The sequence below is a fragment of the Lacunisphaera limnophila genome (assembly GCF_001746835.1).
GTDB lineage: Bacteria > Verrucomicrobiota > Verrucomicrobiia > Opitutales > Opitutaceae > Lacunisphaera > Lacunisphaera limnophila.
In genome coordinates this window covers 620,732-637,453 of sequence record NZ_CP016094.1, presented here as the reverse complement: position 1 = coordinate 637,453, position 16,722 = coordinate 620,732, and the positions used below count along the sequence as shown (strand labels likewise).

Sequence of the window (16,722 nt, the reverse complement as noted above, 5' to 3'; positions counted from 1 at the left end):
ATCAGCGGGGCCCGGGCATGAAGCCGAGCTGCCGCAGGAACGCATCGGTCCGTTCCAGGATCGCGTCATCGAAATACCGGGCGTATTCCGCGTGGCCTTCCCCTAGGTAGTGGTCGCGCCCTTCAAAGGTCACCAGTTCGAAGGCGTTGCCGAGCTCGCGCGTCCTGGTGGCGAAGAGCTGCACGCTGAAATAAGGGACCTGCGAGTCCTTGGTCCCGTGAAACGCCAGGGCGGGCGGCAGGCCGGCTTTCAGGTTGTGGTAGGGCGAGACGGACCAGATTTCCGCGCGGCGCCGGTCCATGATCAGGTCGGCCCAGACCTCCATGGTGTTGTAGTTGCTCGAATACAGCAGCAGGGCGTCGGGCCGCGGGCTGACGGCGGGATCGTCCGTGGCCTCGTTGACGGCGTCGCATAGCGCGGTGGCCCAGGCGAGTTCGCCGCCGGCGGACTGGCCGGCGACGACGATCCGGGCCGGGTCGATGCCGAGGTCCGCGGCGTTGGTCCGGAGCCAGCGGACGGCAGAGCGGGCGTCCTTGACCGACTCGACGAGGGTGATGTCGGGATGGGGATAGGTGCCGTCCGGCTTGATCGACAGGCGGTAGGAGAAGGCGAAGGTGACGAAGCCCAGGCGGGCATAGCGCCGGCAGGCGGCGTGGAACTCGGCCGGCTGGCCGAAGACCCAGCCCCCGCCGTGGAAGAAGGCGATGGCGGGCCGCCCGGCCGCGGGGTGGGCGGGACCGGGCCGGAAGATATCGACCGACAGATCGCGGCCGGCCACGTGTTTGTAGGGACGGGTCTCCATGGCGGGCAGGGGATCGGGCAGGTCGGCCGCCCCGCCCGGGCAGGTCGCGAGGAGCGCCGCGGCAAGGACGAGCGATTTCATGGGCGTTAGGGCAGGAATGGCGGCGGCCACTTCAGGAACTCGAGGGTCGCGATGCGATTCCAGTTGGAGTAGAGAATAACGCCCCACACCACGATGCAGTTGATGTAGGCGAGGAAGACCGCCGCGCTGCCCATGTCCTTGGCGCGCTTGGCGAACGGGCGCTTGGCGAGGGAGATATCGTCGATCGTCCACTCGATGGCTGAGTTCAGCAGCTCGGCGATGACGATGAGGAAGAGTGAGAAGATCATCACTGCCGTGGAGACGGCGTTGACCGGCAGAATGACGGCCAGCGGGGTGAGGACCGCCATGAAGAGCAGGTCCTCGCGGAACGAGGGCTCGTGCTTGAGCGCGGCGCGGAATCCCTCCAGGGCGTAGCCGACCGACTGGAAGAAATTTCGGAAGTCGCGACGCTTGGCCTCGGGCGGGGGGATTGGCTCGCTCACGGGGGAAGTGGAGCGCACCCCACGGCCACCCTCAAATCAATTTCCGCGCCCCTGAGCTGCTGGCCCGTGCCGCTTGCGCCACAGGACCAGGCCCAGGGTTACCAGCCCGATGGCGAGGCCATAAGTCGAGGGCTCCGGGATCGCCATCGTCCACAGCATGGCATAAGTCAGCGAGTGTGTGGGATCCGAGGCGGATCCCACGAGATTAAGGGTGCCGGCGTCAAGATAGGCCCCTTTGATACTGGATTGGGTGAAATCCGAACCCAGGAGGGAGGTCACGTAACTGTGCAGATTCAGGTAGCTCGCTTCGCTGCCAGTCCAGACCGCGGCTTGATTGTCCACAAAGCCCGCTTGGAAACCGCCAGCCATCGCAAGAATTTCTGATCGGGTAGCCCCGGTTGGGTGCAGGTCGACCCGGCTGTCGGGATCGCCAAACCAGATCGCCGCGTGGTTTTGCGAGTCACCACCAGTAAGATTCACAAAGCCACCCTGGGCCGAATCGGTCATGGCATAGACGCCGGACTCTGCCAGGGATGTCGGGCCGGAGGCGTGTAGATACACCACGCTCTCCGCGCTCCCTGACCACAGAACGGCGCGGCGCCAACCACCGCTCACCCGGCCGATGCCCGCCTGCTGGGAGGAGGACATGGCGTAGACGGACGAACCGGTGGTGTAGATGTCTCCCGGGTGAAGATTCACAAAACTGCCTGCGGTGCCTGTCCAAAGTGCGGCGTACTGAAATCCCAGGCTGGCAGCATAGGAAACGTAGCCGCCTTGCTGCGTTTCGCTCATCGCACGCACTATGGACCATCCGTCATATCCTGCCGGGCTGAGGCTGACATGACTACCCGCGGTGCCGGACCAAAGCGAGGCCTGGACTGAAGGCCCCGTGGTGGCATTGATGGATCCGCCCTGTTGGTTTGAGCTGACGGCATTCACATATGAGAGGATGGCGCCGCTCGTGGGATGGATATCCACCACCGACCCGGCGGTCCCGGTCCAGATCGCGGCATGATTGGCGCCCTCCACGGTGATATAACCTGCCTGGTATCCGGCATTGACCCCGTTGGCGGAGGAGAAGTTAGTCCCCTCAGGGTTCAACACGGTCGCGCTCCACTGAGCGGACAGGTTTACGTGGATGAGCAGGCACAAAGCATACGAACCGCAACGAAGGGTATTCATCGAGATGGGGATAAGATTGACTGTCTGGCGGCCCGTTCGGCTCCCAACAAACCAACATTCAGCCATGCGGGCAAGCGGATATGCTCGGCGGTGAATCCTGATAGAACCCCTCCGTGCCCGAACGGCGCTTACGCGCTCAGCAGGCGAAAGCGAGGTGTGCCCGGCGTAGCGAAACCCAGGGCGTGGCAGGCGGCGGACACCGTCTCGTCGTGGCAGCCGATGTACTCGAGCAGGCGGCACACGAAGTGCCGCCGGGTGGAATCGTCGATCGTCATCACGGCCCAGAAAGGCGTGCCGGCGATCGGGCGGGCCTGGTTGCGGGCGCGGGCCTCGTTGATCTCGTCGCGGCTCCAGGCGAGGTAACGGCGCCCGCTTTCCTGGTGGGCGATGAAGTCGGCGAAGTCGGTGGCGTCAACCTGCGCGCACCAAGCCAGCAGGGCGAGGTAGCGGTCCGTCGGATCGGCCAGGGAGGTGAACTCCGCGCCGGCGAGATGGAGGAGGAGGCGGTCGCCGGCCAGGGGCGGACGCCCGTCGATCGCGAGGGAGGTGGCCCGCTTTTCCATGTCACCAGCGTAGCCGGTCGGCGGGGCCGGGCAACGCTGCGACCCGCTGGCTCTTTGTAACCCTTGACCGGATTTCCCGCTTTCGGGAAGACGCGGAGGCGTCATGGTGGCGCCATGCCCACTGCCTTTATCGCCGGGGCCAGCGGCCAGGTTGGTCGCCGGCTGCTGGACCAGCTGCTCGCCGCGCCGGAATATGACCGCGTCGTCTCGCTCGGGCGGCGCCCGCTGGCGGTGACCCACCCGAAGCTGGTGCAGGTGTCGGCGGATTTCGCCGCCCTCGAGGGGGTCCTGGAGGACTGGCGGGGGGAGGACGCGTTTTGCTGCCTGGGTACGACGATCCGGCAGGCGGGTTCGCGCGAGGCGTTTCGCGCCGTCGATCACGCGGCCGTGCTGGCCTTCGCGTGGGCGGCGCAGCGGCAGGGCGCGCGGCGGTTTTTCGTGGTCACGGCGCTCGGGGCGGATCCGGCGTCGCGGAACTTCTACCTCCGGGTGAAGGGGGAGACCGAGGCGGCGCTGGCGGTGCTGGGTTTTGACACGCTGGCGATTTTCCAGCCGAGCCTGCTGCTCGCCCGGCGGCGTGAATTTCGTCTTGGGGAAAAGGTGCTGGCCGCGGTCCTGTGGCTGGCCGAGCCGCTGTTGGTGGGCCGGTTCCGGCCCTACCGTGCGATCCGGACGGAGGCGGTCGCGCGGGCGATGCTGCGTTGTTCCTTCGGCCGCGGAGCCCAGGGGTTGCTGGTTTTTCCCTCGGACGAGATCGAGGATCTCGGTGGTTTCGGGCCCTGACCCTGGTCAGCTCCAGTTGTAGTTGAAACTGACGCTAATGCGTTCCGCGGAGGTGCGGTTCGCGGCGACCTCGTGCCGCAACCAGCTTTCGAAGAGAATGACGTGGCCGGCTTTGGCCGGATAGGTGATGTGCGGCCGGTTGGCGGGCCGCGCGGTGGCGGTCTTGGGGGGCGCGGCCATGAACCGGCTCAGGCGCGGATCCTCGAACTTCAAGCCGGGGCAACCGCGCGGGGTGGCCACATAGTAGGTGCCGCTGATGAACGACAACGGGTGCAGGTGCAGGCTGTGCGCGGCATGTTCCGGCATGATGTTCACCCAGAAATCGGTCATCGCCACGGTCCGGCCGCGCAGGTCCATGTCGAGTTGGGCGGCGTACTTCCGCACGTGGGCGGTGAGCTTGCGTTCCAGCCCGGCGAAGGTGGAGGAGAACTTGTGCAACTGATTGAGGGAGGCGTAGGAGGTGTAGCCGCCCGGGTAATTTTTTTCCGACCAGCGCCGGCCCGCGGCATCGTAGTCCCGCAGGCTGCGGCATTCGTCGGCCAGGGCGGTGTTGAACCGGTCGAGCCCCGCGGACAGCAGGGGTTGGTGATAAATCAGGGTGGGGAACCAGGCGCGGGTCGGCATCGGGTCAGCCTGTAAAATCGGGACGAAACCGCAACCCGGAAGCCGCCGCCCTCCCCGCGGGTGCAGATTTCAGATTGAAGCCGGCCCTGACCCCCGTTGAATGGCTGATCCTATGCACACATCATCATTCCGTAAACTTATCGGCCTCCTGACCGGTGTCCTTCTGGTGGGCACCGCTTGCGCCGACCGTATCGAGCTCGTCGACGGCTCCGTCGTCCTGGGCAAGGTGGTCTCGGCCGAGGCCGGCAAGTTCAACGTCGAAACTGATTTCGCCGGCACGATCGTCATCGCGCAGCAGAAGATCCGGACCTTCACGACCACCGAGGCCGTGCACGTCCAGCTTGCCGGGGGCAGCACGGTGCTCGGCACGGTGCAGGCCGCCGACGCGGGCATCGCCGTTGTGGCCAATGACGGCCAGATGAGCGCCGGCACCGCCACGGTCGCGGCGCTCTGGCGCCCCGGTGCGGACAGCCCGGAGACCCGCCTGCTCAAGGAAGAGGTGGCCAAGGCGCAGCGCAAGTGGGCCTACGAGGCCGCGGTCGCGATCAACGGCCGCACGGGGGCCAGCGAGAAGTTCGCCGGCGCTGTGGGCCTGAAGGCCACCCTGGAGAGCGCCCAGGACAAGCTGATCTTCGTGATCCAGGCCGAGAAGGCCGAGGACAACGGGGTCGAGACGGCCAATCGCCAGCTGGCCGGCGCCGATTATTCGTCGTTCTTCTCCGCGTCGAACGTCTGGTACGCCCGCACCTCCGTCGAGAAGGACTCCATCAAGGCCCTCGACCTCCGCTCCTCCACGGCTTTCGGTCTGGGCCGCAAGCTGATCAAGAAGGAGCAGCAGGATCTCGAGCTGCGCTTCGGTTTGAGCTACCTGTACGAGACCTACGCGAACGGGTCCAAGTTTGACTCCCCCGGTCTCGATGTGGCGTTCATCCACAGCTACAAGTTCGAGAACGGCCTGATGAACAACTCGCTGAGCTACACCCCGACCTTCAAGGATTTTGCCAACTACCGCCTGCGCCACGAGACGACCTACGAGCTGCCGCTCACGGCCTCGCTGTGGAAGCTGCGCACGGGCATCATCAACGATTACACCAGCATCCCGCAGCCCGGCGTGGAGCGGCTCGATACGCTCTACTTCACGAGCCTGATCCTGAACTGGAAATAATCGGTCCGCGGACCACACCCTTGCAGCGGGGCCCCGACGGGCCCTGCTTTTTTTGTGCCTGCCCGAGGGAACGAAACGAAGGAATTCGGGTTGATATGACCACCATGCAGACTTTCTTATCCTTCGACATGAAGCCTACCGTTCCTTCCGTCCTGGCCGCCCTGTTCCTTCTCATGGGCCTCGCGCCGGCGGGCCGGGCGGACCGGGTCGAGCTGGCGGACGGGTCGGTCGTCCAAGGCCGGTTGGTCTCGATCGAAGGGGGCAAGCTCAAGGTGGAGACCCGGTTTGCCGGGGTCATCACGATCGCCCAGGCGGAGGTGACGGCGCTGGCCACGGAGGAGCCGCTGAACATCAACCGCGCCGACGGCACCACCGCCCTCGCCCGGCTGGACGGCACCCCGGCCACTCCGGCGGACATTGCAGCGGCGTGGCGGCAGGGCGCGGAGAGCCCCGCCGGGCGGTTGTCGCGTGAGATGGCGGAGAAGGCCCGGCGCAAGTGGTCCTTCGAGGCCTCCGTCGCCGCGTCCGGCCGCACCGGCGTGCGCGAGAAATTCAACGCCGCCTTCGGCTTCAAGGCCACGCTCGCCAGTTCCCGGGACCGCCTGATCCTGTCCCTCGCCGCCGAGCGGGCCAATGACCGCGGCGTGACCACCGCGGACCGCGACTTTGGCGGGGTGGATTACTCGGTGTTTTTCTCCCCGGACTACGGCTGGTACGTGCGGACCTCGCTGGAGAAGGACCAGATCCGGTCGATCGACCTGCGCTCGAACACGGCCTTCGGCTTCAGCCGCAAGCTCGTGCGGAAGGGGCCGCTCGACCTGCAGTTCCGTTTTGGCGCGAGCTACCTGTATGAGCAATACGCGTCCAATGCCGATTTCGACTCACCCGGCCTGGACCTGGCTTTCCTCAGCACGTACAGCTTCGAGAAGGCGCGGCTCAACAGCACGCTGACCTACACGCCGGCCTTCGAGGAGTTCTCCAATTACCGCCTGCGGCACGAAGCGAGTCTGGAGCTGCCCCTCACCGCGGCGCTGTGGAAACTCAAGGTCGGCATGACCAACGAGTACCTGAGCCGGCCGAAGGGCAACACCGAGAAGCTCGACACCACCTACCTGACGAGCCTGATCCTGAGCTGGCGCTGAGAATAGCCCCGCGCGTTCCGCGCCGGCCGGATCCTATTCCTTGGGCGCCTCGCGCCGGCGCAAAGCGCCACCCAGCGCGAGCGCCGGGCCCCACCAGCCCAGCTTGCGCAGGTAGTCCGCCCAGCGGGCCGGGCGCAGACACGAGACCAGCGTCATCAGCAGGAACCCCACGGCGACGAAGCGCAGCGCCAGCCAGGCGATGCTTTCCCAGGAGCGTCCGGCAGCGAGCAGAATGCCGCTGACCAGCAGCAACGGCAGCCAGAACTGCCAGTGGGTGAATTCGCGCCAGCGCCCGCCCACGCGGCGGGTGCCGGCGGCGGCTCCGGCCTTCTCGCGTTCGATGATCCGGCGCAGCGCCGCGGGCGGAGCGCGCAGTTTCCAGGCGGTGGCGGCGACCCCACCGGCGCAGAGGGCGCACAAGCCCGCCCATGCACCCATGACCCAGGGCAGACTCGGGGCGGTCACGCCCCACTCGCCGGCCAGCCATAGCACGGTGGAGTCGTAGGCGCGGATGAGTTCCTCACCAAGAAAAAGGTATTGGAGGAGCAAGCCCTGCAGGGCGGACCACGCGCCGATCAGCGCGCCGCCGAGCGTCACGGCGAGAGCATTCCAGCCCAGCAGCTGCACGGTCCCGCCATAGAGCAGACCCTGGGCACAGATCGCGATCATGGGTCGCACGCGGCTGCCGGCCGGCGAGAGCGCCTTCAGGCCGGCGGAGATGAACGGGACCCAGATCACGCGGCCCGGTTGCGTCAGGCCGAAGCCGGCGAAGGTCATCATCGCCCCCTGCAGGCTGCTCATCACCAGGCCGCGGGCGGGGATCCGGGCCGCATGGAGCATCGCGCCCACGGTCATCTCGAGGCCGCCGGCCGCGCCGCCGACCAGGCCGAGCCGCGTCCACTCGCCGAAGTCCTCGGTCGTGCGCAGCAGGCGCGGCAGGGTGTCGGGTGCGGCCGCGGCGAGGCACAGGTCGAATTTCCGGCCCAGCAGGTCCTCGATCGGCCTGACGAGATCCGCGCGCAGCGCGATCACCACGATTTGCGGCCGGGCCCCGGCCAGTTTTTTCCACACGGGCAGGAGCCCGCGGCCCATGAGCTCGAGTTTGCCAAATTCGTCGAGAATCAAGAGCGGGGTGGGCGGCAGGGCCGCGAGCCGCTCCGCCCAGGCATGGAGCTTCCGCTCGGTCTCGGGCTCGAAGTAGTACGGCGGAATGAGCGATTCGTCGCGGATCGCCCAGCTCAGTTCCTGGTCGGTGCCGATCAGGCGGAGCCAGTATTCCTCGGCGCCCTGGCCGGGCTGGCGGCGGCGGCCGGCGAGGGCCAGGATGCCCTCGACGCGGAGCCCGCGGGCCAGCTGACCCGCGGCCAGCTCCGCGAGAACACTGGTCTTGCTGGCCCCCGGTCCGCCGGTGACGGCGATCAGGAGGCTGGGAATGGGCGCAGCCGCGTGGACGGAGGCTTCAGACATCAGGGGTAGCAGCCGCGACAATGGGGGGCGAAGTGGTCCTGCCAAGCACAAGGCGCGTCTTACGGGTTCGATGGGGATCGGACCGCAGGGTTAGCCCTCGCTGCCGCCCGCGCGGGTGAGGTCGCCGCCCCTCGGGGGCCCTGAGCTTGTCGAACGGGGTCAGCGGTGCCCCTACATGAAGGCGGCGCCCGCCAAGGCGGCGCCGCCGATCACGGCCCAGACCGGCACGCGCGTCCGTTGCAGGAGGACGAAGGTGGCCACGGCGAGCGCGGTGCTGCGGGCGTCGACCAACCCCAGCGTGCCGACCGGGTGGATGAGCGCGGCGAGCAGCACGCCCACGACCGCGGCGTTGGCGCCGCGCATCGCGGCCTGCGCCGCCGGCCGGCCGCGCAGGGTTTGCCAGAAGGGCAGCGCGCCCGCCACCAGCAGCAGAGCCGGCAAAAAAACCGCCAGCAGCGCCCAGCATCCGCCGGAGATTCCGCCCGGTCCGTGGGTCGTCACCGCGCCGAGATAGGCCGCGAGCGAGAAGAGCGGGCCGGGCACGGCCTGAGCTGCGCCGTAGCCGGCGAGGAACTGGTTCGGCGTCACCCAGCCGGGCGCCACCACCTCGCGTTCCAGCAACGGCAGCACCACATGGCCGCCACCGAAGACGAGCGAGCCGGCGCGATAGAAGCGGTCGAAGAGGTCGAGGGCGGGACGGTTGGACAGGCCGGCCAGCACCGGCAGTCCGAGCAGCAGCCCGAAGAAAAGAACGAGGCAAATCGCGGATACGCGGAAGGACGGAAGCGCGGAATCGGATTTTCCGTGTTTCCGCTCTTCCGCGTTTTCGCGATGGGCGGCGGGATTGCGCAGAAAGGCCAGCCCCGCGATGGCCCCCGCCCCGATCACCGCGATCTGGCTCCAGGCGAAGGGGAGCCAAAGCAGCAGGGCCGCGGCGGCCAGGGTCAGGACGCGGCGCGGCCAGTCGGGGCAGAGCGTCTTGCTCATGGCCCACACCGCCTGGGCCACCACCGCCACCGCCGCGGCCTTCAGTCCCTTCAGCCAGCCGGCGGCACCGAGGTCGCCGAGAGCCGTGACGCCGAGGGCGAAGGCGATCATCAGCAGTGCCGAGGGCAGCGTGAACCCGAGCCACGCCGCCAGACCGCCCGCGAGGCCTCGCTGCAGGTAGCCGATGCCGAAGCTGGTCTGGCTGCTGGCGGGTCCGGGCAGGAACTGGCAGAGCGCCACGAGGTCGGCGTAGTGGACCTCGTCGAGCCAGCGGCGTTTCTCCACGTATTCCTTGCGGAAAAATGCCAGGTGCGCCACCGGTCCGCCGAACGACGTGCAGCCGAGTCGCAATGCGACCAGGAAGATTTCCAGCACGGACGGACGGGGCGGCATGGGGTCCAGCAAATGAAGCCTGTCGTCCGCTGCACGCCTTTCTTTGTAACGAAAGGGGGCGATGAGGAGGGCTCGCGTCTCTGCGAGCCGGCCCGCCGGGACGCGGGCCCTCCACCGGGTCAGGCCAATGGAAACGATTCCACCGGGCGATAAGTTGGCGGGCGCCCGGCGCTCAGCTCGCTGGCCAGCAGGTGGAATTCCGCGACGCGGAACGGTGGGGCCTCGAAGTCGGCCTGCTTTTCCAGGAAGCGCGTGAGTTCCTTGCGGTCGGAGCCCTCCCCGATCCGGCCGAGGGTGAAGTGCGGGTGGAAACCCGGCAGCGTGAGCCCGGTATCGACCGTGAGCAGTGCCTCATCCACCTGCTTGCGGAGCTGGTAGAGCCGGGTGTGACCGGAGCCCGCGCCGGCCCAGAGCACCTTGGCGGGACCGCGCGACGGGAAGACGCCTACGCCCCCGACGGGCAGGAGGAACGACTCCACCCGGACGCGCGCGAGCGCAGCGGCATAGCGTTCCATGTGCGCGTCGTCGGTTTCGCCGATGAAGCGCATCGTCAGATGGAGGTTCGCGGCCGGCGTCCAGCGCACGCCCGCGAGCGGCGTGGCGGCGGCCGCCAGTTCGGACCGCACGGTTGCGGGAGGGATAAGGGCAACAAACAGGCGGGGCATGATGGCACTGAAATTCTCCGCCGCTGGGAAGCAAGGCACCGGAGTCACCCGCCGGTCCGGCGCCCGATGCACGAGTAACCCATTAGGTTACTTGTGCATGACGGTACACGGCGGGGAGGGAGTCGGGTTATTTCGCCGGGGGGAGGACCTCGACGTCGAGGAGCCACCAGCCGTCGGGGCGGCGTTGCATCTTGCCGCGAATCGCGTCGGTGCGTTTCACGCGCGTCAGCACGGCGGGGTCGACCTTGAACATCATCGTCATGGCGCGCATCACGCCAGGGACCTCCTCGTGCTTCACGAGCAGCGCAGTCTTCTCCGTCATGATGCCCATGATCACGCCCTTCACCGGGTGGGCGGGTGCGGGCTCGGTGATCGCGAAGGTGAGGTTGCCCCAGAGGCTTTCCCAGTCGGCCTGCGCGTCGCCGGTGACACGGGCCATGTGCACCGTACTCAGCATCCACGCTCCGGCGGCGGGCAAGGTGAAGGCGGCTTCACCGGAGGCGCTCGTGCGAACGTCGATCACCGTTAGCTTGTCGCCGGCCCGGTGCCAGGCGCGGACGAGGTTGTCGGCGAGCGGCTGGCCGGCGAAGAGCAATTGGACGCGCTGCGTGCCGCCGGGGTGCACGGTCGCCGGGTTGTTGAGCGGCACGAGTTCAAGGCGCTGGCCGGTGCGTATCTGCCAGGTGTCGTCACTGCGGCCGCCGGCCTGCAGGAGGGTCTTGATATGGCGGATGTAGCGTTCCTTGCCGGGCGTGTTGGTCTCCCCGGCCTGCTCGCGCTGGGCGAGAACCGAGGTGAGGCCTTCCTCCTTGAGGTAGGCGTTGAATTTTTCCGCCTCGAGGGTGATGAGGTTCGCGCCGCTATCGAGGGCGAGGACGTGGGTGCCGGGAGTGGGGAGCGAGAAATCCAGTTCGGTCTGGCCCGAGGTCTTTCCGGTCCAGTCGGCGGCACCGGCGGCAGAGTAGTAGGCCAGGCGCGCGGCACGCTGCGGGTTGAAAGGCCGCGCCTCGCCTTGGAAATTCATGCCGACATTCAGGCGCAGCCCCAGCTCCTGACCGGGGACGGGGTCAAAACGTGAGGGCTGGAGCCAGCATTCGTGAGCGGCGAGCAGGACCGGGCAGGTGAGCAGGAGGAAGCGGGCAACGCGGGGCAACATGATGGGGCAATCAGTGGCCGATTTCCGGCACGGCGCAAACCTCGAGGAGTTCGAGGTTCTGGCCGCGCACGACGGCGATCGGCCGGACGGAGCCGGGCACGGCGGCGGTGGGCGCGGCCTTGGCCAGGCGCGCGGCGTCGAAGCGGGCGGTGAGGACGCGCGTCGCGGCCGGCGATTTCGGGTCGGCCGGGTCGGAGGGGGTGGCGTCGGTCCAGCTGATGACCACGGGCAAGTGGTCGCCCGGTTGGGCGGCCAGGCGTGGAAAGCCGCTGGCGCGGACGGCGCTGGTGGCGGCGACCTGCAGGGGGGCGGAGAGCCGGCCGTCGGGGAAGAGGCGGCGCACGTAGAGGCCGGCGGCGTTGTTCTCGCTCCGGGCCTCGAGCCAGGAAATGACGGACGAGCCGTCGGCGAGGGACACGAGGTCGAGCCGCCCGATGGGGCGGCCGAGGTCGATGGGCAGGGCGGGGCCGAAGGTGCGACCGCCGTCGGGGGAGAGTTTGGCCTGCACCCTCGCCACACCCTCCGCAGCGGTGAACCACGCCACGGCGGTATGCTCGTGCAGGGCATCGGCGGCGGGGCCGTTGACGGGGCAGGCGGGGATCTTCCAGCCGTCGTCGTGCAGGGTGCGGGGAGTGTCCCAGGCGGTGCCATCGAAGCGGGCGAGCTGGTTGTCGCGGGTCTCGTCGGGCAGGTGGCCGCGGTAGGAGACGAGGACGTGGTCGTCGGGAAGGGAGGCGAGGGTGGTCTGGCAGCAGGTGCAGACGTCGGGGTCCACGATCCACTCCTGGAGGGCGGCGCCGTCGGGGGCGAGGAGGCGGGATTTCAGGCGCATCGAGGGCGCGTAGGGGGCGTTCGGGTCCGGGGCCGGACGCGGGGCGTTGGGATCGCGTTTCACGCGCGGGGCGTTTGGGTCGCGCACGCGGGTGCTTTCGAGCCACACGGCGAGGACGCGGCCGCCGGAGAGCGGGGCGAGGCTGACGAACTCGTGGCCGAGCGGGGCGGGGTCGGACCAGGAATCACCGCCGTCGGTCGAGCGGGCGAACCAGCCATCGTAGCCGCGGGGCTCGTCGCCGGACGGGCGCTGGTACCATTGGGCCCAGAGCGTGCCGTCGGTCGCCACGGTGAGCGTGGCGAAGTCGGCCCAATTTTCCATGAGCAGCGGGGTGCTCGTGATGAGACGCGGCGCGGTCCACGCGGCGGCCCCGGGGGCGAGGGTGGCGAGCCAGAGGCCGCGCTCCTCGGTCAAGCGCCCAGCGCCGGAATAGGTCAGGTAGACCGTGCCGTCGGGGCCGCGGACGAGGCTCGACTCGCCGGAGTCGGCGGGCACGGCGGAGGTGAGCGGCGTGACGGCGGGGGCGGGTTTCACCGCGGGCAACCGGTCGAGGAAGACCTGCGGTTTCCAGGAGGTGCCGTCCACGCGGTGTACGATCTTGCCCTGCGGGTTGATAAGGAGCGTGGCGAGGGTGTGTTTCAGGAAATTTTCGCCGGGCTCGACGATGACGCCGAATTGGACGAGCAGGTCGCGCACGGCGCCCTCGGGACCGGTGAGGAGGTGGAAATTTCTTCCGTCGAGGCCGCGGGTTTCGGCGTAGCTCTTCAGCACGGGGGGCGTGTCGTAGGCCGGATCGAGGGTGACGGAGATCAGCTCCAAGTCGTCGCGGCCCTGCTCGCGGGCGGTTCGTTGCAGGTCATACATGCGGGCGGTGGCGGCGGGGCACATCGTGGCGATGGGGCAGCGGGTGTAGATGAAGTTCATCACGACCCATTTTCCGCGGACGCGGCTGGGGGAGAAAATCTCGCCGTACTGGTCGTACAGGGTGAACGACGGCACGGTTTCGCCGATCTCGCGGTAGGCGGAGTTGCCGCGCATGGAGGTGTCCTGCCGCAGTTGGTTGGCGGCGGCGGCCACGGCGGCCTCCTTGACCGGGTCGAGCGGCACGACGTCGAGCAGGCGCAAGGTGCCCGAGTCGTCGTCGACCAGCCGGGCGCGGAAGCGCGTGCCCTCGGCGAGCTTCGCGCGTTCCGGCGCCTCGACGATGAACTCCATCGTCATCGGTGGCATGTAACCCGGGATCTCGTCATGCTTCGCGATGATGGCGTTGCGCTCCGGGGTGAGCGCCACGACCTCGCCGGTCAGGGCGTATTCCTTCGGGCCGGCGGGGGCGGGCGCGGCCGGCGGTTCCTGGCGGGAACAGCCGGCCAGCGTGAGAGCGAGGACGAGGAGCAGCGGGCGCATGCGAGGGTTACTTGGCCGACTGGACGTCCTCGAGCCAGAAACCGTCCGCGCGCTCGACGAGGGTGGCGGTGATGGCCTGGCCCTTGGTGGCGGCGGCGAGGGTGGCGGCGTCGACCTTGAGCAGCATCGTCATGGCCTTCATGTAGCCGGGGATCGCCTCGTGTTTGACGAGGAGGGCGGTCTGGTCGGCGAGGATGTCCATGATCACGCCCTTGAGGGGGTACCGCTTCGCCTGGTCGGGTGGGGCGGGTTCAGCGGACGTTTCCTCGTTACAGCAGCAGGTGGCCTTGCCCTTGCAGCAGGCGCAGCCGCAGTTCTTGGACGGGGCGTCGGTTTTTTCGTTGGCCCAGAGCGTCGCGGCCGGGAGGGCAAGCAGCGCGAGGAGGAGGCGGAGGGATGATTTCATGGGAAGGGTGGTTTAGTAGGACGCATCGAGCTTCAGCCACAGGGTGCGGCCGGGTTCGTTGACGCGGGTGGTCTGGATGAAGCCGGACACCATGCCGCCGGCGCGGCTGATATGTTCAGCATACGTCCGGTCGAGGAGATTGTCGATTCCGGCGGAGAGGCGGAAGTGCTGGCCGAAGCGGCGGCTGGCGTTGAGGGAGAGGATGGCGAAGCCGGACGAGCGGCCGATGTCCTGGCCGACGATGTTGCCCTGGTTGACGGCGACGCGGTCCTGGGCGGACACGAGCCGGACGAGGCCGCCGGCCGACCAGTCCGTCGTGGCGTAGGCGAGAGCGAGGCGGCCCTCAAGCGGCGGCAGCTGCGCGAGGGGGCGGGAGTCGGTGTCGTTCTCGCCGCGCACGTAGGCGAGCGAGGCGTCGGCCTTCCAGTGTTCGGCGAAGCGCCAGGCGAGCGCGGCCTCACCGCCGAAGGTGGAGGCGTCGATGTTGCGGGTGATGACGGCCATCCGGCTGCCCATCATGCCGGAGGGTTTGGCGACGTTGCTCTGCACGAGGATGTAGTCGGCGAGGTCCGCGGCGAAGACCGAGAGGGAGAACTCGACCGGACCCGCGCGGTAGAGCGCGCCGGCGTCGAACTGGGTCGTAGTCTCGGGCTTGGTGCCGAAGGCGGAGACGGTGGCGGCGCTCTCGTTCTTGATCAGTTCCCAGTAGTCGGGGAAGCGCTGCACGCGGCCGAGGCCGGCGTAGAGTGTGACCGGGGTCCCGCCGTCGAGGTCGTGCTCGTAGCGCGCGAAGCCGCTGGCCAGGTCGGAGGTGCGGGTGCGCCCGGCGCTGGGGTTGGCGGCGGTGCTCATCATGGAAAGCGCGACCGTGGCGCGGGGATCCTGGGCCTCCCAGCGGTCGAGACGTGCGCCGGCGATGACGCGGTGGCCCGGGGCGGCGAGCCAGTTGCCCTCGGCAAAGGCGCCGGCCTGGGTGAATTTCGCGTCGCGCACCCGGGCCCGGGCTTCGTAGGGCATCATGCCTTGGTTCATGGTGGAGCGGAGGGCGTGCACGTTGCGCTGGGTGTCGAGGCCGGCGGTGACGGTGACGGCGGCGGCCGGGGCGAGCGTGAGCTGGGCGAGGCCGCCGGTGGTGAGGCGATCGGGGTTCGAGACGGACCGGCCGGGCATCATCATGGAGGCGACGAAGGGGCGCAGGGTGTAGTTGTCCATCACGTGGTCCACGTAGTTGTGGAACCAGCGGGCCTCGGCGCGGGTGACGAGGGACGAGAGGTTCTCGCGCCGGACCTGGACGGCATAGTTGGTGCGGTCGAAGAGGACACCGTCCATCATGCGGTCGGCGTAGGCGGCCTCGCCGTCGCTGCGGGCGCCGGTGAACTCGACGACGGTGTGGGCGTCGGGGGTCCAGGCGAGGGTGGCGTTGGTGCTCCAACGTTCGTAGGCGGAGTGCACGGCGCGGCCCGCGCCGTCCTCGTAATCGTCGGCGCGGGTGAAGGTGCCGGTGGCGCGGGCCTGCACGGTGGCGGTGCCGCTGCGGGCATCCACGACGCCGTCGACGCGGCCGAAGCTGGCGGCGGTGGCGGAGGCCAGGAAGCCGTTATACGGCTGGTCGAGGCGGCGCAGGTCGCGCTCGAAAAGCACGACGCCGGCGGTGTTGCCCGGTCCGTGGAGGACGGTCTGCGGGCCCTTGATGACGGTGATGCGGTCGTAGGCCGTGGGGAAGACGTAGGCGGTGGGCGGGTCCATGCGGGAGCCGCAGCCGCCGAAGATGCACTCGCCGTCGACCTGGATGCCGAGGCGGGAGCCGGCGAGGCCGCGGAGGACGGGGTCGCCGTCGGTGCCGCCCTTGCGGATGACGGCGAAGCCCGGGATGTTCTTGAGGACGTCCGCGCCGTCGTGGGCGGGCACGGGCTGGGCGGGGGCCTTCGGGTCGGCGGTGATGACGAGCGGCTGTTGGGTCTGGGCCGCGGTGATAACCACTGGCTCGAGCCGGATCGGGTCGGATTCGCCCGCGGCGGGGGCCGGGGCGGTGGTTTGGGCGAGGAGAGCGGTGGAGGCTTGGGCCAGCAGCGCCAGGAGGACACGGGCGGACGTTTTCATGGATGCGGATCGGTTGTCGGTTGCGGATTTGGCGTGGGCGAAAGTTGCGGCCAGCGGCGCCGCCAGGCGCCCCAGGCGAGGTAGAGGCCGATCGGGCCGTCGAAGAGGGCGCAGGCGTGGGGCAGTTCCTCATACATCTTGGGCAGGGAGCGCGGCAGAAAGTCCCACCCGATGTGAGCCAGCCACGGAATGGCAAGGAACCACGGCGAGCGGAAGACGCCGAGGGCGGCGCAAGCGACGTAGCCGAAAAACACGGCGATCTCGACCGGCGGGCCGGTGTGGGCGTAGGTCATGCCCAACCAGGTGGTGAGACCGGCCCAGGCCAGCAGCTCGGCAGTGCGGCCGAGCCAGAACACGGCGAGGATGACGGCGAGGCCGAGCGGCAGCGCGATCTTGACCAGCATCTGGCCGTGGGCGGCGAAGCCGACGGCGTAGCCGAGCGCAATGATGAGGAAGAAAATGTAGACGGTGACGGCCGTCTGCTTGAGGGAGAATTTCCAGGAGTTCATGGGGTGAATGGCGGCAGA

The 16,722-nt window shown here is 68.6% G+C and carries 16 protein-coding genes; 3 read left to right on the top strand and 13 right to left on the bottom strand.

Going from position 1 to position 16,722, the window contains the following annotated elements:
* Position 1: 1 nt before the first annotated feature.
* From Verru16B_RS02860 to Verru16B_RS02845, 4 genes are all read right to left on the bottom strand, one after another.
* Positions 2-883: an alpha/beta hydrolase gene (locus tag Verru16B_RS02860; protein ID WP_069960871.1), complete on the bottom strand. Its 882-nt coding sequence runs from the start codon at positions 881-883 to the stop codon at positions 2-4.
* A gap of 5 nt (positions 884-888) precedes the next feature.
* Positions 889-1,326 carry a diacylglycerol kinase gene (locus Verru16B_RS02855; RefSeq protein ID WP_218918807.1) on the bottom strand — a complete coding sequence of 146 codons (438 nt, stop codon included), beginning with the start codon at positions 1,324-1,326 and terminating at the stop codon, positions 889-891.
* 36 nt (positions 1,327-1,362) lie between these two features.
* Complete coding sequence (locus tag Verru16B_RS02850) at positions 1,363-2,508, bottom strand: PEP-CTERM sorting domain-containing protein (RefSeq protein ID WP_157772152.1); 1,146 nt, start codon at positions 2,506-2,508, stop codon at positions 1,363-1,365.
* Positions 2,509-2,636: 128 nt separating this feature from the next.
* Complete coding sequence (locus Verru16B_RS02845) at positions 2,637-3,071, bottom strand: hypothetical protein (RefSeq protein ID WP_069960869.1); 435 nt, start codon at positions 3,069-3,071, stop codon at positions 2,637-2,639.
* Between the two features lie 114 nt (positions 3,072-3,185).
* Between Verru16B_RS02845 and Verru16B_RS02840 the strand changes: the two genes are divergently transcribed.
* Positions 3,186-3,854 carry an NAD(P)H-binding protein gene (locus Verru16B_RS02840; RefSeq protein WP_069960868.1) on the top strand — a complete coding sequence of 223 codons (669 nt, stop codon included), beginning with the start codon at positions 3,186-3,188 and terminating at the stop codon, positions 3,852-3,854.
* 6 nt (positions 3,855-3,860) lie between these two features.
* On the opposite strand, the gene Verru16B_RS02835 is transcribed toward Verru16B_RS02840, so the two are convergent.
* Positions 3,861-4,478: a TIGR02466 family protein gene (locus tag Verru16B_RS02835; RefSeq protein WP_069960867.1), complete on the bottom strand. Its 618-nt coding sequence runs from the start codon at positions 4,476-4,478 to the stop codon at positions 3,861-3,863.
* A gap of 112 nt (positions 4,479-4,590) precedes the next feature.
* On the opposite strand from Verru16B_RS02835, the gene Verru16B_RS02830 reads away from it, so the two are divergent.
* Together Verru16B_RS02830 and Verru16B_RS02825 are read left to right on the top strand one after the other, a co-directional pair.
* Positions 4,591-5,643: a DUF481 domain-containing protein gene (locus Verru16B_RS02830; protein WP_157772150.1), complete on the top strand. Its 1,053-nt coding sequence runs from the start codon at positions 4,591-4,593 to the stop codon at positions 5,641-5,643.
* Between the two features lie 128 nt (positions 5,644-5,771).
* Positions 5,772-6,785 (top strand): DUF481 domain-containing protein, encoded by a 1,014-nt coding sequence (locus Verru16B_RS02825; protein ID WP_157772148.1) that lies wholly within the window; start codon positions 5,772-5,774, stop codon positions 6,783-6,785.
* A gap of 33 nt (positions 6,786-6,818) precedes the next feature.
* Here the strand turns inward: Verru16B_RS02825 and Verru16B_RS02820 are convergent, their stop codons facing one another.
* From Verru16B_RS02820 to Verru16B_RS02785, 8 genes are all read right to left on the bottom strand, one after another.
* Positions 6,819-8,252, bottom strand: coding sequence for a DUF2478 domain-containing protein (locus Verru16B_RS02820; RefSeq protein ID WP_069960864.1), 1,434 nt, complete (start codon positions 8,250-8,252; stop codon positions 6,819-6,821).
* A gap of 171 nt (positions 8,253-8,423) precedes the next feature.
* Positions 8,424-9,632, bottom strand: a complete 1,209-nt coding sequence (gene chrA / locus Verru16B_RS02815; protein WP_069960863.1) for a chromate efflux transporter — start codon at positions 9,630-9,632, stop codon at positions 8,424-8,426.
* 119 nt (positions 9,633-9,751) lie between these two features.
* The gene (thpR, locus tag Verru16B_RS02810) at positions 9,752-10,297 is read right to left on the bottom strand and encodes an RNA 2',3'-cyclic phosphodiesterase (protein ID WP_069960862.1); all 546 of its coding nucleotides are present in this window, start codon (positions 10,295-10,297) and stop codon (positions 9,752-9,754) included.
* A 127-nt stretch (positions 10,298-10,424) separates the two neighbouring features.
* The gene (locus tag Verru16B_RS18530) at positions 10,425-11,453 is read right to left on the bottom strand and encodes a DUF4198 domain-containing protein (protein WP_069960861.1); all 1,029 of its coding nucleotides are present in this window, start codon (positions 11,451-11,453) and stop codon (positions 10,425-10,427) included.
* Between the two features lie 10 nt (positions 11,454-11,463).
* Positions 11,464-13,689 (bottom strand): SCO family protein, encoded by a 2,226-nt coding sequence (locus tag Verru16B_RS18625; protein ID WP_069960860.1) that lies wholly within the window; start codon positions 13,687-13,689, stop codon positions 11,464-11,466.
* Positions 13,690-13,696: 7 nt separating this feature from the next.
* Positions 13,697-14,095, bottom strand: coding sequence for a copper-binding protein (locus Verru16B_RS02795; protein ID WP_069960859.1), 399 nt, complete (start codon positions 14,093-14,095; stop codon positions 13,697-13,699).
* A 12-nt stretch (positions 14,096-14,107) separates the two neighbouring features.
* Positions 14,108-16,195, bottom strand: a complete 2,088-nt coding sequence (locus Verru16B_RS02790; protein WP_069960858.1) for a TonB-dependent copper receptor — start codon at positions 16,193-16,195, stop codon at positions 14,108-14,110.
* Positions 16,192-16,704, bottom strand: coding sequence for a hypothetical protein (locus Verru16B_RS02785; RefSeq protein ID WP_069960857.1), 513 nt, complete (start codon positions 16,702-16,704; stop codon positions 16,192-16,194). The genes Verru16B_RS02790 and Verru16B_RS02785 overlap by 4 nt, the downstream gene beginning before the upstream one ends.
* Positions 16,705-16,722 lie beyond the last annotated feature (18 nt).

Bases quoted from the DNA above. Each gene is read 5' to 3' on its own strand.
- Verru16B_RS02860 (WP_069960871.1), bottom strand. From the start codon at position 883: ATGAAATCGCTCGTCCTTGCCGCGGCGCTCCTCGCGACCTGCCCGGGC.
- Verru16B_RS02850 (WP_157772152.1), bottom strand. From the start codon at position 2,508: ATGAATACCCTTCGTTGCGGTTCGTATGCTTTGTGCCTGCTCATCCAC.
- Verru16B_RS02845 (WP_069960869.1), bottom strand. From the start codon at position 3,071: ATGGAAAAGCGGGCCACCTCCCTCGCGATCGACGGGCGTCCGCCCCTG.
- Verru16B_RS02840 (WP_069960868.1), top strand. From the start codon at position 3,186: ATGCCCACTGCCTTTATCGCCGGGGCCAGCGGCCAGGTTGGTCGCCGG.
- Verru16B_RS02835 (WP_069960867.1), bottom strand. From the start codon at position 4,478: ATGCCGACCCGCGCCTGGTTCCCCACCCTGATTTATCACCAACCCCTG.
- Verru16B_RS02830 (WP_157772150.1), top strand. From the start codon at position 4,591: ATGCACACATCATCATTCCGTAAACTTATCGGCCTCCTGACCGGTGTC.
- Verru16B_RS02825 (WP_157772148.1), top strand. From the start codon at position 5,772: ATGAAGCCTACCGTTCCTTCCGTCCTGGCCGCCCTGTTCCTTCTCATG.
- Verru16B_RS02820 (WP_069960864.1), bottom strand. From the start codon at position 8,252: ATGTCTGAAGCCTCCGTCCACGCGGCTGCGCCCATTCCCAGCCTCCTG.
- chrA (WP_069960863.1), bottom strand. From the start codon at position 9,632: ATGCCGCCCCGTCCGTCCGTGCTGGAAATCTTCCTGGTCGCATTGCGA.
- thpR (WP_069960862.1), bottom strand. From the start codon at position 10,297: ATGCCCCGCCTGTTTGTTGCCCTTATCCCTCCCGCAACCGTGCGGTCC.
- Verru16B_RS18530 (WP_069960861.1), bottom strand. From the start codon at position 11,453: ATGTTGCCCCGCGTTGCCCGCTTCCTCCTGCTCACCTGCCCGGTCCTG.
- Verru16B_RS18625 (WP_069960860.1), bottom strand. From the start codon at position 13,689: ATGCGCCCGCTGCTCCTCGTCCTCGCTCTCACGCTGGCCGGCTGTTCC.
- Verru16B_RS02795 (WP_069960859.1), bottom strand. From the start codon at position 14,095: ATGAAATCATCCCTCCGCCTCCTCCTCGCGCTGCTTGCCCTCCCGGCC.
- Verru16B_RS02790 (WP_069960858.1), bottom strand. From the start codon at position 16,195: ATGAAAACGTCCGCCCGTGTCCTCCTGGCGCTGCTGGCCCAAGCCTCC.
- Verru16B_RS02785 (WP_069960857.1), bottom strand. From the start codon at position 16,704: ATGAACTCCTGGAAATTCTCCCTCAAGCAGACGGCCGTCACCGTCTAC.